The following is a 19394-nucleotide window of genomic DNA, read 5'->3' as shown; positions in this document are numbered from 1 at the left end:
CCTGTTTGATCGTTCCCACGCTCTGCGTGGGAATGCATCCCGTGACGCTCCGCGTCACAAGAGCGGACGCGGAGCGTCCAGCGAAGCGTTCCCACGCAGAGCGTGGGAACGATCATCGGAACTGAGCCATGACCACCCCGATCCCCTGCTACCACTGCGCCCTGCCCGTGCCGCCCGGCAGCCGGTTCACTGCCGTGATCCTCGGCGAGCCCCGCGAGCTGTGCTGCCCGGGCTGCCAGGCGGTGGCCGAGGCGATTGTCGCCGGTGGCCTGGAAAGCTATTACCAGCACCGCAGCGAAGCCTCGGCCAACCCCGAGGCGCTGCCGGTGCAACTGGTGGACGAGCTGGCGCTGTATGACCGTGCCGATGTGCAAAAGCCTTTCGTGCGCCACGACGGTGACCTGTCGCAAGCCACACTGTTGATGGAAGGCATCAGTTGCGCCGCCTGTGGCTGGCTGATCGAAAAACACCTGCGCAGCCTGCCCGCCGTGGCCGAGGCGCGGCTGAACCTGTCCAACCACCGCCTGCACGTGCGTTGGGCCGATGGGCAACTGCCACTGAGCCAACTGCTCGGCGAGTTGCGCTACATCGGCTACGCCGCCCACCCGTATCAAGCCGACCGTGCCGCTGAACAACTGGCCAGCGAAAACCGCCTGGCCCTGCGTCAACTGGGGGTGGCCGGGCTGCTGTGGTTCCAGGCGATGATGGCGACGATGGCCACCTGGCCGGAATTCAATATCGACCTGAGCCCGGAGCTGCACGTGATCCTGCGCTGGGTCGCGATGTTTCTGACAACGCCCATCGTGTTCTACAGCTGCGCACCGTTTTTCAAGGGGGCGATGCGCGACCTGCGCACCCGCCACCTGACCATGGATGTTTCGGTGTCCCTGGCCATTGGCGGTGCCTACCTGGCCGGAATCTGGACCGCCATCACCGGCACCGGCGAACTGTATTTCGATGCAGTCGGCATGTTTGCCCTGTTCCTGCTGGCTGGGCGCTACCTAGAGCGTCGCGCCCGGGAACGTACGGCGGCAGCCACCGCGCAGTTGGTCAACCTGTTGCCAGCCTCGTGCCTGCGCATGAGTGCCGACGGGCAAAGTGAACGGATCCTGCTCAGCGAACTGGCCCTGGGCGACCGGGTACTGGCGCATCCGGGGGCGGTGCTGCCGGCAGACGGCATCATCCTCGACGGCCAGTCGAGCATCGACGAATCGCTGCTGACCGGCGAGTACCTGCCGCAACCACGCCAGGTCGGCGATGCCGTCACTGCCGGCACCCTCAACGTCGAAGGTGCGCTGACCGTCGAAGTCCGCGCCCTGGGCCACGACACGCGCCTGTCGGCCATCGTGCGCCTGCTGGAGCGGGCCCAGGCGGAGAAACCCCGGCTGGCGGAGATCGCCGACCGCGCCGCCCAATGGTTCCTGTTGTGCTCATTGGTCGCCGCTGCGGTCATCGGCCTGGTGTGGTGGGAGCTGGATTCGTCACGGGCGTTCTGGATCGTCCTGGCGATGCTGGTTGCGACCTGCCCTTGCGCCCTCTCACTGGCAACACCCACCGCCCTGACGGCAGCCACCGGCACCCTGCACAAACTCGGCCTGCTGCTGACCCGCGGCCACGTGCTGGAAGGCCTGAACCAGATCGACACGGTGATTTTCGACAAGACCGGCACCCTTACCGAAGGTCGCCTGGCGTTGCGCGCGATCCGCCCGTTGAGCCTGCTGGGCAGCGACGAGTGCCTGAGCCTTGCGGCGGCGCTGGAGCAACGTTCGGAACATCCGATCGCCCGCGCATTCGGCCGCGCGCCGTTGGCGGCGGATGAAGTGCTCAGCACGCCGGGCCTGGGCCTGGAAGGCCGCGTCGGTGACCGCCGGTTGCGCATTGGCCAGCCGGGTTTTGTCTGCGAACTGAGCGGCTGCGCCCTCCCCGCCTCGCCGAAGGAAGCCGGCCAATGGCTGCTGCTGGGCGACACCGACGGCGCCCTGGCCTGGTTTGTCCTGGATGACCGCCTGCGCAGCGACGCGCCCGCCTTGCTCGCCGCCTGCAAGGCACGCGGCTGGCGCACGTTGCTGCTGTCGGGAGACAGCTCGCCGATGGTTGCCAGTGTCGCCGCCGAGCTGGGCATCGACGAAGCCCATGGCGGCCTGCGCCCCGATGACAAGCTGCAAATGCTGCAACAGTTGCACAAGGAAGGCCGCAAGGTGCTGATGCTCGGCGATGGCGTCAACGATGTGCCGGTGCTGGCCGCCGCCGATATCAGCGTGGCCATGGGCTCGGCCACCGACCTGGCCAAGACCAGCGCCGACGCGGTGTTGCTGTCGAACCGCCTCGACGCCCTGGTGCAAGCCTTTACCCTGGCCCGGCGCACCCGCCGGGTAATCATTGAAAACCTGCTGTGGGCCGGGCTGTACAATGGCCTGATGTTGCCGTTTGCCGCCCTCGGCTGGATCACTCCCATCTGGGCGGCGATCGGCATGTCCCTCAGTTCGTTGACCGTGGTGCTCAATGCCCTGCGCCTGACTCGCATGCCGAGCACGCCAGCCGTGAGCCCCGCCCCCGTAACCCGCCCGCTGCCGGCATGAGCCGCGCGGGCATGGAGTGCAGATGCCAGCTCTTTACGTGATGATCCCGGCGGCGCTGTTGATCGTGGCCATCGCCATTTACATCTTCTTCTGGGCGGTGGACAGCGGCCAGTACGACGACCTCGATGGCCCGGCCCACAGCGTGCTGTTCGATGACCAGGACCCGAACCACCTGGCGGCCGTCGATGAAGCCAACGGCCCTGAACAACCGCCCAAGCCGAAAGATCCGCCCCATGCTTGAACTGGCGCCCCTGCTGGTCTCGGCGGTGATCCTCGGCCTGCTGGGCGGCGGCCATTGCCTGGGTATGTGTGGCGGCCTGATGGGCGCGCTGACCCTGGCGATTCCCAAGGAGCAACGCAGTCGGCGCTTTCGCCTGCTGCTGGCCTACAACCTGGGGCGCATCCTCAGCTACGCCACCGCCGGCTTGCTGATCGGCCTGGCCGGCTGGGCCGTGGCCAACAGTCCGGCAGCGATGTTCATGCGCATCCTCGCCGGGCTGTTGCTGATCTGCATGGGCTTGTACCTGGCCGGCTGGTGGAGCGGCCTGACCCGTATCGAAAGCCTCGGGCGCGGCCTGTGGCGGCATATCCAGCCGGTTGCCAACCGTTTGCTGCCGGTGTCCAGCCTGCCCCGGGCGTTGCTGCTGGGTGCGCTCTGGGGCTGGTTGCCGTGCGGGTTGGTCTACAGCACGTTGCTGTGGGCGGCCAGCCAGGGCAATGCGCTGGACAGTGCGGTGCTGATGCTCGCGTTTGGCCTTGGCACCTGGCCGGTACTGCTGGCCACGGGCTTAGCCGCTGATCGAGTCACCGCGTTATTGCGCAAACGCAGCGTGCGGATGGCCGGTGGCCTGCTGGTCATGCTGTTCGGCATCTGGACCTTGCCCGGGCCGCACCAGCACTGGCTGATGGGCCACTAGATCGCCATGTGGCATAGCGCCGCTCCCCGTTGATGCAAATCAAGATGGCTTCCCCACCCAGCCCCTAGACTCGGCCCACTAGCCTATCCGGGGGAACGCCCGCATGCTCGACGCCATTCGTTGGGACACTGATCTGATTCACCGCTACGACCTGGCGGGGCCACGCTATACCTCGTACCCCACCGCCGTACAATTCGACAGCCAGGTCGGCACCTTCGACCTGCTCCACGCCCTGCGCGACAGCCGCAAGGCCGTACGGCCCCTGTCGCTGTATGTGCATGTGCCGTTTTGCGCCAACATTTGCTACTACTGCGCCTGCAACAAGGTCATCACCAAGGATCGCGGCCGGGCTCACGCCTATCTGCAACGCCTGGAGCAGGAAATCCAGTTGGTGGCGTGCCACCTCGACCCCAAACAGCCGGTGGAGCAGCTGCACTTCGGCGGCGGCACCCCGACCTTTCTCAGCCATGACGAGCTGCGTCAGGTCATGGGCCGCCTGCGCCAGCACTTCAACCTGCTGGACGATGACTCCGGCGACTACGGGATTGAAATCGACCCACGGGAAGCCGACTGGGCGACCATGGGCCTGCTGCGTGAACTGGGGTTCAACCGCGTCAGTATCGGCCTGCAGGACCTGGACCCCGAAGTGCAGCGTGCGGTGAACCGCCTGCAAAGCCTGGAAGAAACCCGCGCAGTGATCGACGCAGCGCGCACCCTGCAGTTTCGTTCGATCAATATCGACCTGATCTACGGTTTGCCCAAGCAGACACCGCTGAATTTCGCACGCACCGTGGAAGAAGTCATCAGCCTGCAACCGGACCGCCTCTCGGTGTTCAACTACGCACACCTGCCGGAACGGTTCATGCCCCAGCGACGGATCAACACCGACGACCTGCCCTCCCCGGCGGAAAAACTGCTGATGCTGCAAACCACCATCGAGCAGTTGACCCGGGCGGGCTACCGCTACATCGGCATGGACCACTTTGCCCTGCCGGACGACGAATTGGCCGTCGCCCAGGAAGAAGGCACGCTGCAACGCAACTTCCAGGGCTACACCACCCACGGGCATTGCGATTTGATCGGGCTTGGGGTGTCGGCGATCAGCCAGATCGGCGACCTGTACTGCCAGAACAGCAGCGACCTGAACCACTACCAGAACGCCCTCGCCGGCGCGCAACTGGCCACCAGCCGTGGATTGTTATGCACCACGGATGACCGGTTGCGCCGGGAAGTGATCCAGCAGTTGATCTGCACGTTCAGCCTGAATTTCGAGAAGATCGAACAGGCCTTCAACATCGATTTTCGCGGCTATTTCGACGAGCTCTGGCCGCAACTGGAGGCGATGACCGAGGACGGACTGATCGAACTCGACCCACAGGGCACCCGCGTATTGCCGGCGGGACGCCTGCTGGTACGCTCGGTGTGCATGGTGTTCGATGCCTATCTGGAGCACCAGAATCGGCAACGATTTTCGCGGGTAATCTGAACCTGTCCTACTTCGCCAGCAGGGCCATCGCTTCCAGCTGCGACTCGGGAGACTCGTCCTTCAAGGCCTTGGTCAACTGCGATTGGGCCGTCATCAAGCCGGCCTGCAATGTCGCGATATCACTCTGCAAGGCGGCCACTCTGGCCTGCCTTGCCTGCGGGGTCTTTGAGGCGTCGGACATGGCAGCTGAGAGCTGAGCCATCTTCTCGGCGAGCTGTTTTCTCATCTCGCGAATCATTTTCAACAGCTGCTTGATGTTGTCTTTCAGGTTGCTGTCGTCAATGTCCTTGTTGGAGTTGGTGCTGGCCTTGGAGGCTTTCAGCCCCGCCCCCGAGATATCCACCACCAGTCCTTGGGGCTTGGTGTCAGTGGCCCGATTGGTCGAAGACGCTTGGTCTTTATCGTCTGCAGCGGGGTCTTTTTTCGCATCAGGCACGGTTAGCGAAGAAACAATGGCAGGGTTGGTTGCGCCAATGGAAAGCATGATCTGAGCCTCCAGCTCTAGGAGTGACAATCTTGTATCGACCTCGATACAAAATTCTTTATACCGCTGCTGCTTTTTTGTACACGCTGGCCTGATCGTCCCCCAGTGCGGTACCCTTACGTCTTATGTGTGTTTTCCCACAAGGATTTAAGAAATGTCCGAGCCAGTTAAACTGCGCGCTCATAGCCAGGCTCATTGCAAGGATTGCAGCCTGGCCCCCCTGTGCCTGCCACTTTCGTTGAATCTGGAAGACATGGAAGCGCTGGACGAGATCGTTAAACGCGGTCGCCCACTGAAAAAAGGCGAGTTCCTGTTTCGCCAGGGCGACAAGTTTGACTCCGTTTATGCAGTACGTTCTGGCGCGCTGAAAACCTTCAGCCTGAGCGATGGCGGCGAAGAACAGATCACCGGCTTCCACCTGCCGAGCGAACTGGTCGGACTGTCGGGCATGGACACTGAGATTCACCCCGTGTCGGCCCAGGCCCTGGAAACCACATCGGTGTGTGAAATCCCGTTCGAACGCCTGGATGAACTGGCCCTGCAGCTGCCGCAATTGCGTCGCCAGTTGATGCGCGTGATGAGCCGGGAAATCCGCGACGACCAACAGATGATGCTGCTGTTGTCGAAGAAAACCGCCGACGAGCGTATTGCCACTTTCCTGGTCAACCTCTCCGCACGTTTCCGCGCGCGGGGTTTCTCGGCCAACCAGTTCCGCCTGAGCATGTCGCGCAACGAAATCGGCAACTACCTGGGCCTGGCGGTGGAAACCGTGTCCCGGGTATTCACCCGCTTCCAGCAGAACGAGTTGATTGCGGCCGAAGGCAAGGAAGTGCATATCCTCGACCCGATCCAGCTCTGCGCATTGGCTGGCGGTTCGCTCGACGGTTGATCCAGACGCTTGCGGCCGAGCCAATCGGCTGGGCCGCAGGTATACTTCGAGTCCGCTTTCCTCCCCAGGACTCCTCGACGATGGTCTTCGATTCGTTCGACATCAAATCCCTGATTCGCCCAGTCATCGACTTCCCCAAGCCTGGGGTGATCTTTCGCGATATCACGCCGCTGTTCCAGTCGCCCAAGGCCTTGCGCCTGGTGGCCGACACCTTCGTACACCGCTACGTCGAAGCCGACTTCACCCACATCGGCGCGATGGATGCCCGAGGCTTCTTGATCGGTTCGATCATTGCCTATCAGTTGAACAAACCGCTGATCCTGTTCCGCAAGCAAGGCAAATTGCCGGCTGACGTGCTGGCCGAGAGTTACCAGACCGAATACGGCGAAGCCTTCCTGGAAGTGCACGCCGACAGCCTGTGTGAAGGTGATTCGGTACTGATGTTCGATGACCTGATCGCCACCGGCGGCACGCTGATCGCAGCGGCCAACCTGGCGCGGCGCATGGGCGCACGGATTTTCGAAGCGGCGGCGATCATTGACCTGCCGGAGCTGGGTGGGTCCCAGCGCCTGGAAGACATGGGCATTGCGACGTTCTGCCTGACGCAGTTTGCCCTGACAGACCAATAACCCGGGATTCGTGTGGCGAGTGAGCTTGTGTGGCAGGGAGCTTGTGTGGCGAGGGAGCTCCCTCGCCACAGCTCCCTCGCCACAAAAGCGCTTTCTACAAGCCCATCTGCTTGCTGATGATTTCGTTCATCACTTCCCGAGTCCCGCCACCGATGGACAGGATGCGGTTGTCGCGATACAGCCGCTCCACCAGGTTTCCGCGCATGTAGCCCTGGCCGCCGAGGATCTGCACGGCATCAAAGGTCACGCGGTCGGCGGTGTCGGTGGCGAGGTTCTTGGCCATCGAGATCTCCTTGATCACACTCTTGCCCGCGGCCATCTTGGCGGCCTGGCGGTAGGTGAATTCCCGCGAGACCTCCACCGCCGTGGCCATTTCCGCAAGGCGATGCTTGAGCACCTGGAACTTGCCGATGGGTTTGCCGAAGGCCTCGCGCTGGGCCGCCCACTTCAGGCTTTCCTCCAGGGCCATCTGCGCAGTCATATTGGCCATCAGGGCCAGGGCCAGGCGCTCGCTCTGGAAGTTGCCCATGATGCAGGCGAAACCCATGTTCTCGGCGCCGATCAGATTGCCTACGGGTACGCGGCAATCATCGAAGAATAATTCGGCAGTGTCCGACGCCCACCAGCCCATTTTCTTCAGCGGTGTACCGGTGGTGAAACCAGGCGTGCCCTTTTCGATCAACAACAGGCTGATGCCGGCAAAGCCCGGCCCACCGGTACGCACGGCGACGGTGTAGAAGTCGGCACGCTGGCCGCTGGTGATAAAGGTTTTGCTGCCGCTGACACGGTAATGGTCGCCGTCGCGCACAGCACGGGTCTGCAGGCTGGCGACATCGGAGCCGCCACCGGGCTCGGTGACCGCCAGGGCGGCGATCTTCTCGCCGGATAACACCTGCGGCGCCACACGATCTCGCACCTCGGGCCGGGCCCATTTGACGATGGGCGGCAAGCCGATATCCAGCGAGCCCAACCCTGCCACTACTCCGCCGGAGCCGCAGCGCATCAGTTCTTCGCTGGCCGCGACCTTGGCGAACAGGTCACCTTCGTGGCTGCCTCCAAGGGCTTCGGGGTAACCGATGCCCAGGATCCCCGCCGCACCGGCCTTGAGGTACAGCTCCCGGGGGAAGCTTTCCGCTTCCTCCCACTGCTCGATGCCCGGCAACATCTCGCGCTCGACGAAACGACGCACGCTGTCGCGGACCAATTGGTGGCTGGGGTCGAAGTATTCCTGATAGGCAGACATCGGCAAGCTCCACGGGACGGTAGAGCGAACTTACCAAGCGCTTGCTTGGTTATCAAGCAAGAGGAAAGACTCGTGAACGCCACAAAACAAATGTGGGAGCGGGCTTGCTCGCGAATGCGGTGTATCAGTCGCCAGATGCATTGACTGAACCACCGCATTCGCGAGCAAGCCCGCTCCCACATTTTGTTCTGCGGTGTTTGTTATAGGGCGATCGGCTTACGTCCGGCAAACGAATGCGCCAGGGTCCCGCCATCCACCAGTTCCAGCTCGCCACCCAGCGGCACGCCGTGGGCGATGCGCGAGGTAATCAGGCCTTTGTTGGTCAGCAGCTGGGCGATGTAATGGGCCGTCGCTTCGCCTTCCACCGTAGGGTTGGTGGCCAGGATCACCTCGACGAACGTGCCCTGCTCCTCGATCCGCGTCACCAGTTGCGGAATACCAATCGCCTCCGGCCCCAGCCCGTCCAGCGGCGACAGGTGGCCCTTGAGCACAAAGTAGCGCCCGCGGTAACCGGTCTGCTCCACCGCGTAGACATCCATCGGCCCTTCGACCACGCACAGCAGCGTGTCGTCGCGACGCGGGTCGGCGCATTGCGGGCACAGCTCTTCCTCGGTCAGGGTGCGGCACTGGCGGCAGTGGCCGACCCCTTCCATCGCCTGGCTCAGGGCCTGGGCCAGTCGGGAGCCGCCGCTGCGATCACGCTCCAGCAGTTGCAGCGCCATGCGCTGGGCGGTTTTCTGGCCCACGCCCGGCAAAGTGCGCAGGGCGTCGATCAGTTGACGAATCAGGGGGCTGAAGCTCATGGGGAAAGGTCCGACAAAACAACGAGACGCGGTTTATACCCGCGCCTCGGATTAGCGTCAAATGCTCAATCTTGTGCGACCCGCACCACCAACTTGCCGAAGTTGCGCCCCTCCAGCAAACCGATAAAGGCTTCAGGTGCCTGCTCCAGGCCTTCCACCACGTCCTCGCGGAACTTGATCTTGCCGTCCCGCACCCACGGCGCCATGGCACTGAGGAATTCCGGTTGGCGGTCGCCATAGTCGTCGAACACGATAAAGCCCTGGATCCGCACACGCTTGGTCAGCAAGGTACGTTGCAACGCCGGCAGCCGGTCGGGACCGCTGGGCGCTTCGTGGGCGTTATAGCCGGCGATCAGGCCACACAAGGGAATGCGCGCCTTGGCATTCAGCAGCGGCACGACCGCGTCGAATACCTTGCCGCCGACGTTTTCAAAGTAGATATCGATGCCCTTGGGGCAGGCCTGGGCAAGCTCCTCGGCAAAGTTGTCGCTCTTGTGATCGACACAGGCATCAAAGCCCAGCTCGTCCACCACATAGCGGCACTTGTCGGCGCCGCCCGCCACACCGACCACCCGCAGCCCCTTGATCTTCGCCACCTGGCCCACCACCGAGCCCACCGCACCGGAAGCGGCCGCCACCACCAGGGTTTCCCCGGACTTGGGCTGGCCGATATCGGTGAGGCCCATATAGGCGGTCATGCCGGGCATACCCAGCACACCCAGGGCCATGGACGGGCTGGCCAGTCCCTTCGGTACCGGGATCAGGTTGCGCCCATCGGAGATGCTGTGGCTCTGCCAGCCGGTGGAACCGACCACCAGGTCACCCACCTCGAACTTGGGATTGCGGGACTGTTCGATGCGGCTGACAGCGCCACCGGTCATCACTTCGTCGATTTCTACCGGCGCAGCATAGGACGGCGCATCACTCATGCGCCCGCGCATGTAGGGATCCAGGGACAGGTAAAGGGTCTTCAGCAAAACCTGGCCGTCGGCCAGTTCCGGCAGCGCGACGCGCTCCAGGCGAAAGTTTTCCGGCACCGGTGCGCCGTGGGGGCGTGAGACCAGCACAATGCGCTGGTTGAGGGTCAATGCTTCGGACATCAGCGAGGCTCCTTCTATCGGTGATTGAATTCAACGGTATAGGGTGCAGACCCCAACACAGGGCCCAGGGTTCGACAAAACTCTCGCAGTAGCCGTTGTCGAGCGCCAGCGAGGCTACGTTAGCCGCACCGCTGCTTTCATGCCAGACGTGGGACCGAGTCGCTGCCGACGCAGCCTCGCTGGCGCTCGACAGCTGCTACGGGTATGGAAAATAGCCGGCCAAAAAAATGCCAGGCGCGGGGCCTGGCATTTTCGGTGCTGCTTGCCGATCAGAACGGCAGTTTCATGCCCGGTGGCAGTTGCATGCCAGCGGTCACGCCGGACATCTTGTCCTGGCTGTTGGCTTCGATCTTGCGCACGGCGTCGTTGACGGCCGCGGCAAACAGCGCCTCGAGCATTTCCAGGTCGTCTTCGCCGACGCCCGGCAATACGCTTGGGTCGATGCTCACGCGCTTGATGTCGTGACGACCGGTCATCACCACGCTGACCATATCGCCACCGGCTTTACCGGTGACTTCGGCGTTGGCCAGTTCTTCCTGCATCTTGGCCATCTTTTCCTGCATCTGCTGCGCCTGCTTCATCAGGCCGGCCATGCCACCTTTCATCATGGGAATCACCTCAAAAGTACGTGGATCAATTATTGGCCCCGGGTTATGACGCTTGGGGTACCGGGGCTTCTACAGGTTCAATAGTATCGTGCCGCACCACCGCGCCAAACTGCTGCATCATCTGCTGGATGAGCGGATCACCATGGATCGACTCTTCAGCCTCACGCTGGCGGTTGACCCGGCGACGAGACGCCGCCTGGGCCGGGGTTTCCTGCTCGGGCTTGATCAGCTCGATGCTGATGGTCAGCGTGCGCCCGTGGAACTGGTTCAGGGCATCGTTGAGCCGGCGCTGCTGGGTCGCGTTGAACAGGGCGCTGTGGGCCGGGTCCAGGTGCAGCAGCCAGTGGTCGCCATCAACGGCAATCAGGGTGCAGTTGGCGGCGATGCTGCCGGTCATGCCGGAGATCGGCAGTTTCGGGAACAGCTCCAGCCATTGCAACGCCAGGCCGGTGGCCGGCATCGCGGCAGGTTCGGGTTCAGGCTCCGGGGCAGGCTCGGCGGTGTGTTCGCTGGCCAGGTCGTCCAGGTAGCTGTAGGCCGAATCCATGTCCGGCTCGATGTAATCTTCGTCCAGCGGCGGCTCGTCGTCGAGGTCGGTGCCCGGGGTGGCGGCGTCCACTTGCGCAACGGTCGGCTCCGGCACCGGGGCCGAAACCCACTCGGGGGCGTCCGGCACCACGCTGTCCGGGGTCGGCGCGGGCATGGGTGTCAGTTCAGGCTGCTCGCTGGTGGTTTCCAGCACCGGCTCGACGGCAGGCTGCAGCTCGACCTCGACCTCGACCTCGACCTCGGCTTCGGCCTCTACCGGGTCGTTCCACGGCAGATCGACTTCAGGCACGGGCGCAGGCTCAACCACCGGCTCCGGCACCACCACAGGCGCCACGGGCTCGGCGACAACCGGGGCGGCGGCCTGTGCAACCGGCGCAGGCGGCGCAACCACTGGCGCGACAACAGCCGGGCCAGCCACTGGTTTGGCGGAATCAACTGTGGCCTGGCTGATCCCCACTGGCTTTAGCGGCTGTCTCGGCGCATCCGCCGTGTCGGCGGGCCTGAAGGCCAGCATCCGCAGCAGGACCATTTCGAAGCCGCCTCGCGGATCGGGTGCCAACGGCAGGTCACGTCGCCCAATCAGGCCCATCTGGTAGTAGAACTGTACGTCTTCGGCCGGTAACGCCTGGGCCAGGGCCAACACGCGGTCGCGGTCGCCGTGGCCGTTGTCGACACCTTCGGGCAGGGCCTGGGCGATGGCGACGCGGTGCAGCACATTGAGGATTTCCGACAGCACGCCATTCCAGTCCGGGCCTTGCTCGGACAGATGGCGCACGGCTTCGAGCAACGCCTTGGCGTCGCCTTCGATCAACGCGTGCAGCACGTCGAACACCTGGCCGTGGTCCAGGGTGCCGAGCATCGCCCGCACGTCGGCGGCCAGCACCTTACCTTCACCGAAGGCGATGGCCTGGTCGGTAAGGCTCATGGCATCACGCATCGAGCCGTCGGCGGCACGACCCAGCAACCACAGGGCGTCGTCTTCGAACGGTACGTTCTCGACACCCAGCACGTGGGTCAAATGCTCGACCACACGCTCCGGGGTCATGTTTTTCAGGGAGAACTGCAGGCACCGCGACAAAATCGTTGCAGGAAGTTTCTGCGGGTCGGTGGTGGCCAGGATGAATTTGACGTAGGGCGGCGGCTCTTCCAGGGTCTTCAACAAGGCGTTGAAGGAGTGGCTGGACAGCATGTGCACTTCGTCGATCAGGTAGACCTTGAAGCGGCCACGGCTCGGTGCGTACTGCACGTTGTCGAGCAGCTCGCGGGTGTCTTCGACCTTGGTGCGGCTCGCGGCGTCGATCTCGATCAGGTCGACAAAACGCCCTTCGTCGATTTCCCGGCACACCGAGCAGGTACCACACGGCGTCGAGGTGATGCCGGTTTCACAGTTCAGGCACTTGGCAATGATGCGGGCAATGGTGGTCTTGCCCACCCCGCGGGTACCGGTGAACAGGTAGGCGTGGTGCAGCCGCTGGCTGTCCAAGGCATTGATCAGAGCCTTGAGCACATGGGTCTGGCCGACCATTTCGCGGAACGAGCGCGGACGCCATTTACGTGCAAGAACCTGATAACTCATCGAAAACCGTCGCAACTGGGAAGCGGAAGCGGGTAATGCTAGCGGAGCAAGGGGGAAATTGCATCCGGCACGCTCGTCTAATCTGACTAAGCTGGTCTGACCAAGCCTGTAAAAGGCTGAACCCGGAGAATTTATGCGCGCAGTCCTGGGCGCCTTGTGGATGATTGCCACGGTCAGCCTGGCGGCACCCGCACCTCTGCGATTCTCCATTTCCGACAGCTGGACCATGCCCATGGTGCAACTTGACCAGGGCCAGCCGACCCAGGGGATTTTGTATGACCTGATGTTGAGCCTGGCCACCCAGGTCGGCCGTCCTGCGAAATTCCATGTGCTGCCGCGTGCGCGTATCGACACCGCCATGGAGCGCGGGGATGTGGACGTGCGCTGCTACGTGACACCGGCGTGGCTGAACAACCTGTCGGGGGACTACACCTGGAGCATCCCGCTGCTGGTCCAGCGCAATGTGCTGGCCGCCGGGCGCGTGCCATCAACGTCGGTGGCACTGGACAGCCTTGCGCCGCAACACATCGGCACGGTACTCGGCTACAGCTACCCGACCCTGGAGGCGCGCTTCGCCAGCGGCCAGTTCAGCCGCGACGACAGCCGCAGTGAAGAGCAAGTGCTGCAAAAACTGGTGGCCGGACGCTTCAACTATGCAGTGATCAACGAATGGATCCTTGACCGCTTCAATCAGCAATTACCGCCCACACAGCGCCTGCATACGGTGGCCGTGATCGAGGAGCAACGCCTGGGCTGCTATGTGCGCAACGACCCGCAGGTGCCGGGGCAGCAGATCCTGCGCACGTTGCTGCGGATGAAAATGTCCGGGGAGATTGACGAAATCATCCAGCTGTATATCGGGAACAGCGCCCCCGCCCCTTAAGATCACCTGATTGTCCTTGTGGCCAGGGAGCTTGCTGTGGCGAGGGAGCTTGCTCCCGCTGGAGTGCGCAGCGCTCCCAAAGATCTTGGGGCCGCTACGCAGCCCAGCGGGAGCAAGCTCCCTCGCCACAATAAACATCACTCAAGCTTTTGCCACTGCGGCGGCGGTGCAAATTCCTCGACCCAACCCGGCACGTCTTCTGCAGGCATCGGCCGGGCGATGAAATAGCCTTGGGCCACTTCGCAGCCCATGCGCATCAACAGCTGGCCGTGCTCCAGGGTTTCCAGGCCTTCGGCAATCACTTCGCGGCCAAACGCACGGGCCAGGCCGATCACGGCCTTGGTCAGCGCCAGGTCGTCCTTGTCGTGCAGGATGTCGCGCACGAACGACTTGTCGATCTTGATGGTCTGGGTCGGCAGGCGCTTGAGGTAGCTCAGGGAGGAATAGCCGGTGCCAAAATCATCCAGGGAGAACTGCACGCCCAAGGCCTGGCAGGCCTCCAGGTGCTGGGTGACACGCTGGATATTGTCGATGGCCACCGACTCGGCGATCTCCAGGTCCAGCCGGTGCGGCTCCACCTGCGGGTATTGCGCCAGCAAGTCTTGCAGGCGCTCGACAAAATCCTCGCGCTGGAAGTGCCGCGCCGCGATGTTCACGCTCACCGACCACCAATGCCCATGCACCTGCCAGCGATGCATCTGGCCCAACACCTGGGCGATCACCCATTCGCCGATATCGACAATCAGGTCGGTCTGCTCGATCAGTGGCAGGAAATCCCCCGGCTTCACCAGGCCACGCTCGGGGTGCTGCCAGCGTAACAATGCTTCGAACCCCACCACCGTGCCGCAGCGCAAGTTGACCTTGGGCTGGTAATGCAGGCACAACTGGCCCGCCGCCAGGGCCTGGCGGATCTGCTCCACGGTCTGGTGGCTGGCCTTGACCTCCTGTTCCAGGGATACATCAAACAACTGGTAGCGGTTGCGCCCGCTCTGCTTGGCCACATACATCGCCTGGTCGGCATGGCGCAGCAAGGTGTCGGCGTCCTCGTCGTCCAGGGGGAACAGCGTGACGCCGATGCTGGCGAACACATTCAGCTCCGCCCCCTGGATCGAGTACGGCTCGGAAATCGCCTTAAGGATGCGCAGCAAGGCGCCGTTCAGCTCGTCGATATCGCGCACATAACGCAGGATCAGTACAAATTCGTCACCGGCGAGCCGGGCGACCACGTCCTCGCCGCGGATGATCTCCCGCAACCGAGTGGCCACTTCCACCAACAACAGATCCCCACAGGCATGCCCATACCCGTCGTTGACCGCCTTGAAGCCGTCCAGGTCGAGCATGCACAACGCCAACGGGATGTCTTCGCTGCGGGAGAACTCCAGGGACTGGTTAAGCAACTCGGACAGATAGGCGCGGTTCGGCAAGCCGGTCAGCACATCGTGGCCGACCCGCCATTGCAGGGTGTGCAACAGCTGGCGCTTTTCGCTGACATCAAAGCGGATCGACACGTACTTCTGCACGCGCCCGGTCTTCTCATCGAGCAGCGGCACCATGGTGCTGTCCACCCAATACAACGTCCCATCCTTGGCCCGGTTGCAGATTTCCCCACGCCACACCCGGCCTTCGCTGATGGCTTGCCACATGCCCTGGAAGAACCCCGCAGGGTGCAGTCCCGAGCTCAGAATGCGGTGATTTTGCCCCAGCAACTCGTCACGCCCGTAGCCGGACATGCCGCAGAACTGGTCATTGACGTAAGTGATGCAGCCCGCCAGGTCAGTCTCGGAGAAAATGGCGGCTGCATCCACGGCCCTGCGGTATTTCTCGTCCATGAGTCAGGCTCACTGTGGCTAGCGGTTGAACCGCTCGACCAGGGCGCGCAACCCGGAAGAGATGCTTTCGAGTTCCCGGCCACGGGTGACTGCAGCGTTGGCATTGCCCGCTGTCTTTTGCACCGTGGCGGCAACGTTATTGATCTGCTGTGAAACTTCCTCGGCGACGTGGGATTGTTCCTGTGAGGCAGCAGCCATTTGCTGACTCATACCGGTAATACGCTCCACCGCGTGGCGAATACCTTGCAGCGCCTGCTGCGCCTCAAGTACTTGCTGCACGCCCTGCTCGGCCTCGTGAATGCCCAGGCTCGCGATCTCGACCGCCTCATCGGCGCCGGCCCGCAGGTTCTGGATGATGCCCTGGATCTGCTGGGTCGACTCCCGCGTCTTGCCCGCCAGGGCGCGCACCTCGTCGGCCACCACGGCAAAGCCACGGCCCTGCTCGCCGGCGCGGGCCGCTTCAATGGCCGCGTTGAGGGCCAGCAGGTTGGTCTGGTCGGCGATTGCCTGGATCATGCTCGCGGCCACCTGGATTTGCTGGGTCTGCCCGGCCAGGTTGCCCACCGCCTGGTTGATCTGGGTGACGGTGCCGGCCAGCAGCTGGATCGCCTCGCGGGACGTGCCGGCCACCTGGCTGCCCTGCTCGGCGAGGGTGTTGGCGGTGTGAGCTTCGCTGGCGGTTTGCTGCACGTGCACCGCCACTTCGGCGATGGACGCAGCCATCTCGGTCATGGCGGCGGCGGTCATGTCGGTCTCGGCGCGCTGTTCCAGCAACGCCGATTCGGTGGTGCTCGACAACACGCTGGAATGGGCGGCTGCTTCGGCCATCTGGTTGGCCAGGTCGCTGAGGCGCGTCAGGGCGGTTTTAAGTCGCGCCTCTTCGCTGATCAGGATCATTTCGAGCTGCGCGGTCGGCCCCAGCGCGTCGCTGTAGGTCATGGCGCTGATGGGGTCGGAAAAGGTATTGGGCGTGTTCTGCACAATCTGCTTGAGCTGCAGCCCCAAGCGTTGATGCCCCCAGACGCCCAGGCCGAGAAACAAGCCGACAGTCAACGCCTGGGCCCATACACCCGGAACCCATTGGAAGGCGGCGACACTGGCAACGGCAGCCGCCAGTGGCAACGCCATGGCCCGGGACACAGACGCCACACGCCGCACCGGCGAGACCGCCGCACCACCTGCCTGCAACCGCGCGTACAGCGCTTCTGCGCGGCGCACCTGTTCGCGGGTGGGCTTGACCCGCACCGACTCATAGCCCGTCAGCCGCCCGTCTTCGAGAATCGGCGTCACATAGGCGCTGACCCAATAATAGTTGCCGTTCTTGCAGCGGTTCTTCACCACGCCCATCCAGCTCTGCCCGGCCTTGAGGTAGCTCCACATCAGCTGGAACACGGCGGGCGGCATGTCCGGATGGCGCACCAGGTTGTGGGTGCTGCCGATCAGCTCGGCCTGGGTAAAACCGCTCATGGCGGCAAACTCGGCGTTGCAGTAGGTAATATGGCTGTTGACGTCAGTTGCGGAAATTAGCCGTTGCTGCTCCCCAAAAGTCTGTTCAACAGCAGTGACCGGCAAATTGAGACGCACGTTAAAGCTCCATGGACAGCATTCGATCGCCCTCTCGACCACCGGGTAGGCAGGACAGGCGGATTCGTATTTCCAGTCGGGCTGCGCCGTCGATCGGCTGATTGGCCGCAAAGGTACGCAAACCCACGATTTTGCACAGCAATTCATCATCCATTCAGTGATGATCAACTAGGCTTGAATTCGGGTATCCGGCACGTGAGGCGCAATGAAGCGTGGCACTGACGAGCGACATTTCAGTCCCTGCCAGGCGTCCGTTTTAAGGGCACATTTATGAGAGTAAGGAGAGAGCAATGATTTCCTGTTTCATAAACCTGCCTTCTGAAACGAGACCACCAAATACTTGTCCTAGATGCCGATTCTACGAATTACATCACATTTTGCAAGAAAAGGTGATGGTACATGCGGTTGTCTAATTTTAAGATTTATCGTTAAGTTCTTGATTCTAAATGGGAATTGAGCGATGCACATTTCAAGTTTGGGTCCAGCCATCAGACGTTACCGCAAGGTCGCAGGGCTTACTCAGGCTGAACTAGGTGAAAAAACCGGTTTTGACCCTAAAACCATCAGCCGCTTCGAAACCGGCACCTATACACCCAGCGTCGAGGCACTGTTCTTGTTCGCAGAGGCGCTGGGAGTGAAGCTGAAAGTCTTTTTCGCAGACCTGGTCGACGAGGAGGAACAGCGCGCTTATCTGTTCGGTGTCATTCACAAAGCCACCCCGAAGGATCTGGGAAAGCTGATCGCAGCGGTAGACCAGGCCTTGTCCAAGCCTTAGAGCTCGCAACACACGTGCACGTAATAAAAAGAGCAGACAGCCAGATTGACTGTCTGCTCTTTGCTTGATGACTCCTGACATGAACTGACAGGACAGCCCCTTAGACTAGGGACTGAGCCGCGCCATTGCTGCGTCATTCCACGGAGTCATCATGAATAGCATTGCCCATTACTTTTTGTTGTACGTCGACAGCCCGGCCACCAGCGCCAACCTCTACAGCCGACTGCTGGACAAGCCGCCGGTGGAGCTGGGGCCGACCTTTGCGCTGTTCATCCTCGACAACGGGGTGAAACTCGGCCTGTGGTCGCGCCATACCGTGGAGCCTGCGGCCCAAGCCTCGGTTGGCGGTAGCGAGGCGGGTTTCTGCGTCGCTGATATCGCAGCGGTCGACGATTTGCACACGCGCTGGGCGCAACTCGGGATGAGCATCATCCAGTCACCGGTCGAGGCGGACTTCGGCTACACCTTTGTCGCCCAGGACCCCGACGGCCACCGCCTGCGGGTGTTCACCGTGAACCCGTAACGGCTTGCGGCGCCAGCGCCCTTCGAGGCTGATGGCGCCGACACTGGCCAGCACGATCAGGCCACCCAGCACCACGCGCAGCGAAACCTGCTCGCCCAGCAGCGTGGCGGCCATCACCATCGCCACCGGCGGCACCAGGTACAACGCCACTGACGCGCGGCTGACCTCGACATGCCGCAACACATAGGCCCAGGCCAGGTATGCCAGGGCGCTGGGAAAGGCGCCGAGCAACAACACCGCCCAATTGGCTTGCGTCGATGATTGCGACACCACCGCCGGCAAACCCGGCAAATAGACACACAACAGCAAGGTGCCCGACCACACGGTGTAGCACACCGTGGTCAGCGGGCTGTAGCGCCGGGAATAGTGTTTCTGGATGGTGAAATAAAGGCTCCACGACAACGCCGCCAGCAGGATCATCAGTCCACGAGGATCAATCTGCCCCAGGCCATGCTCGCCCCAGATCACCACCAGCACCCCGCTCAAGCCCAGCAGCACGCAACCCCAGCGCCAGCCGGTAACTCGCTCCTTCAAGCCGAAAAACGCCACCAGCACCGTAAACAGCGGAACCGACTGCGCCAGCACACTGGAGGCCGCAGCCGTGACAAATTGCTGGCCGAAATTGATCGTCAGGTGATGCAGGAAAATCCCGAAGAAGCCCAGCACCAGCAACCACGGCAGGTCCCGCAGACGTGGCCGCTCGATCCTCATGACCAACGCCACGCCGGCCATCAATACCGAAGCAATCAGGAACCGTCCCAAGGCCAACTGGCCAGGGCTGTAGCTGTGCAAGGCCAGATGCACGCCAATCGGCGAATACGCCCAACAGAGGATGACGCTGGCAGTGACTAGCGTAAGCTTTACAGGTGACGGGGCTTTCATGAACGGCGTCCAGCAGTGGGAATGCCGTCAGTCTTGGCCCCGGCAAGGCGCAGGA

At 62.7% G+C, this 19394-nt stretch carries 18 protein-coding genes; 9 read left to right on the top strand and 9 right to left on the bottom strand.

What is annotated here, in order from left to right:
* Positions 1 to 128 precede the first annotated feature (128 nt).
* From HX839_RS22030 to hemN, 4 genes are all read left to right on the top strand, one after another.
* Positions 129 to 2579, top strand: a complete 2451-nt coding sequence (locus HX839_RS22030) for a heavy metal translocating P-type ATPase (RefSeq protein ID WP_177067685.1) — start codon at positions 129 to 131, stop codon at positions 2577 to 2579.
* 22 nt (positions 2580 to 2601) lie between these two features.
* Complete coding sequence (gene ccoS / locus HX839_RS22025; RefSeq protein WP_003219033.1) at positions 2602 to 2820, top strand: cbb3-type cytochrome oxidase assembly protein CcoS; 219 nt, start codon at positions 2602 to 2604, stop codon at positions 2818 to 2820.
* On the top strand, positions 2813 to 3496 hold the full coding sequence (locus HX839_RS22020; RefSeq protein ID WP_003219035.1) for a sulfite exporter TauE/SafE family protein: 684 nt from the start codon (positions 2813 to 2815) through the stop codon (positions 3494 to 3496). The genes ccoS and HX839_RS22020 overlap by 8 nt, the downstream gene beginning before the upstream one ends.
* 103 nt (positions 3497 to 3599) lie before the next feature.
* Positions 3600 to 4982 carry an oxygen-independent coproporphyrinogen III oxidase gene (gene hemN / locus HX839_RS22015; RefSeq protein WP_177067684.1) on the top strand — a complete coding sequence of 461 codons (1383 nt, stop codon included), beginning with the start codon at positions 3600 to 3602 and terminating at the stop codon, positions 4980 to 4982.
* 7 nt (positions 4983 to 4989) lie between these two features.
* On the opposite strand, the gene HX839_RS22010 is transcribed toward hemN, so the two are convergent.
* Positions 4990 to 5466: a hypothetical protein gene (locus HX839_RS22010; RefSeq protein ID WP_102368378.1), complete on the bottom strand. Its 477-nt coding sequence runs from the start codon at positions 5464 to 5466 to the stop codon at positions 4990 to 4992.
* Between the two features lie 154 nt (positions 5467 to 5620).
* Here HX839_RS22010 and fnr point away from each other — a divergent pair, with 154 nt between their 5' ends.
* Both fnr and HX839_RS22000 read left to right on the top strand, forming a co-directional pair.
* Positions 5621 to 6355 carry a fumarate/nitrate reduction transcriptional regulator Fnr gene (fnr, locus tag HX839_RS22005; RefSeq protein WP_003219044.1) on the top strand — a complete coding sequence of 245 codons (735 nt, stop codon included), beginning with the start codon at positions 5621 to 5623 and terminating at the stop codon, positions 6353 to 6355.
* Between the two features lie 80 nt (positions 6356 to 6435).
* The gene (locus HX839_RS22000) at positions 6436 to 6984 is read left to right on the top strand and encodes an adenine phosphoribosyltransferase (RefSeq protein ID WP_003219046.1); all 549 of its coding nucleotides are present in this window, start codon (positions 6436 to 6438) and stop codon (positions 6982 to 6984) included.
* A 94-nt stretch (positions 6985 to 7078) separates the two neighbouring features.
* On the opposite strand, the gene HX839_RS21995 is transcribed toward HX839_RS22000, so the two are convergent.
* The 5 genes from HX839_RS21995 to dnaX all read right to left on the bottom strand — a co-directional run bounded on the left by HX839_RS21995 (position 7079) and on the right by dnaX (position 12863).
* Positions 7079 to 8227 carry an acyl-CoA dehydrogenase family protein gene (locus HX839_RS21995; RefSeq protein ID WP_003219047.1) on the bottom strand — a complete coding sequence of 383 codons (1149 nt, stop codon included), beginning with the start codon at positions 8225 to 8227 and terminating at the stop codon, positions 7079 to 7081.
* 200 nt (positions 8228 to 8427) lie between these two features.
* Positions 8428 to 9030: a recombination mediator RecR gene (gene recR, locus HX839_RS21990; protein ID WP_003219049.1), complete on the bottom strand. Its 603-nt coding sequence runs from the start codon at positions 9028 to 9030 to the stop codon at positions 8428 to 8430.
* 65 nt (positions 9031 to 9095) lie between these two features.
* Entirely contained in the window at positions 9096 to 10130 is a 1035-nt protein-coding gene (locus tag HX839_RS21985) for an NADP-dependent oxidoreductase (RefSeq protein ID WP_003219050.1), read from the bottom strand.
* 269 nt (positions 10131 to 10399) lie between these two features.
* Positions 10400 to 10738: a YbaB/EbfC family nucleoid-associated protein gene (locus HX839_RS21980; RefSeq protein ID WP_003193199.1), complete on the bottom strand. Its 339-nt coding sequence runs from the start codon at positions 10736 to 10738 to the stop codon at positions 10400 to 10402.
* Positions 10739 to 10781: 43 nt separating this feature from the next.
* Complete coding sequence (gene dnaX, locus HX839_RS21975; protein ID WP_177067683.1) at positions 10782 to 12863, bottom strand: DNA polymerase III subunit gamma/tau; 2082 nt, start codon at positions 12861 to 12863, stop codon at positions 10782 to 10784.
* 133 nt (positions 12864 to 12996) lie between these two features.
* Between dnaX and HX839_RS21970 the strand changes: the two genes are divergently transcribed.
* Positions 12997 to 13746: an ABC transporter substrate-binding protein gene (locus HX839_RS21970; RefSeq protein WP_087694838.1), complete on the top strand. Its 750-nt coding sequence runs from the start codon at positions 12997 to 12999 to the stop codon at positions 13744 to 13746.
* A 137-nt stretch (positions 13747 to 13883) separates the two neighbouring features.
* On the opposite strand, the gene HX839_RS21965 is transcribed toward HX839_RS21970, so the two are convergent.
* Positions 13884 to 15575 (bottom strand): bifunctional diguanylate cyclase/phosphodiesterase, encoded by a 1692-nt coding sequence (locus HX839_RS21965; RefSeq protein ID WP_087694836.1) that lies wholly within the window; start codon positions 15573 to 15575, stop codon positions 13884 to 13886.
* 18 nt (positions 15576 to 15593) lie between these two features.
* A complete protein-coding gene (locus HX839_RS21960; protein ID WP_003219059.1) occupies positions 15594 to 17159 on the bottom strand; it encodes a PAS domain-containing methyl-accepting chemotaxis protein in 1566 nt (521 codons plus the stop codon).
* A 460-nt stretch (positions 17160 to 17619) separates the two neighbouring features.
* Between HX839_RS21960 and HX839_RS21955 the strand changes: the two genes are divergently transcribed.
* Both HX839_RS21955 and HX839_RS21950 read left to right on the top strand, forming a co-directional pair.
* Positions 17620 to 17934 (top strand): helix-turn-helix domain-containing protein, encoded by a 315-nt coding sequence (locus tag HX839_RS21955; RefSeq protein WP_003219061.1) that lies wholly within the window; start codon positions 17620 to 17622, stop codon positions 17932 to 17934.
* A 151-nt stretch (positions 17935 to 18085) separates the two neighbouring features.
* Positions 18086 to 18457, top strand: a complete 372-nt coding sequence (locus HX839_RS21950; RefSeq protein WP_177008132.1) for a VOC family protein — start codon at positions 18086 to 18088, stop codon at positions 18455 to 18457.
* Here HX839_RS21950 and HX839_RS21945 read toward each other — a convergent pair.
* A complete protein-coding gene (locus tag HX839_RS21945; protein ID WP_177049220.1) occupies positions 18371 to 19339 on the bottom strand; it encodes a DMT family transporter in 969 nt (322 codons plus the stop codon). The genes HX839_RS21950 and HX839_RS21945 overlap by 87 nt on opposite strands.
* Positions 19340 to 19394: the final 55 nt, after the last annotated feature.

The organism is Pseudomonas sp. I8001 (assembly GCF_013385345.1).
Taxonomy (GTDB): Bacteria; Pseudomonadota; Gammaproteobacteria; order Pseudomonadales; family Pseudomonadaceae; genus Aquipseudomonas.
The sequence above is the reverse complement of the archived record's forward strand: the minus strand, read 5'-3'. Positions and strand labels throughout refer to the sequence as shown.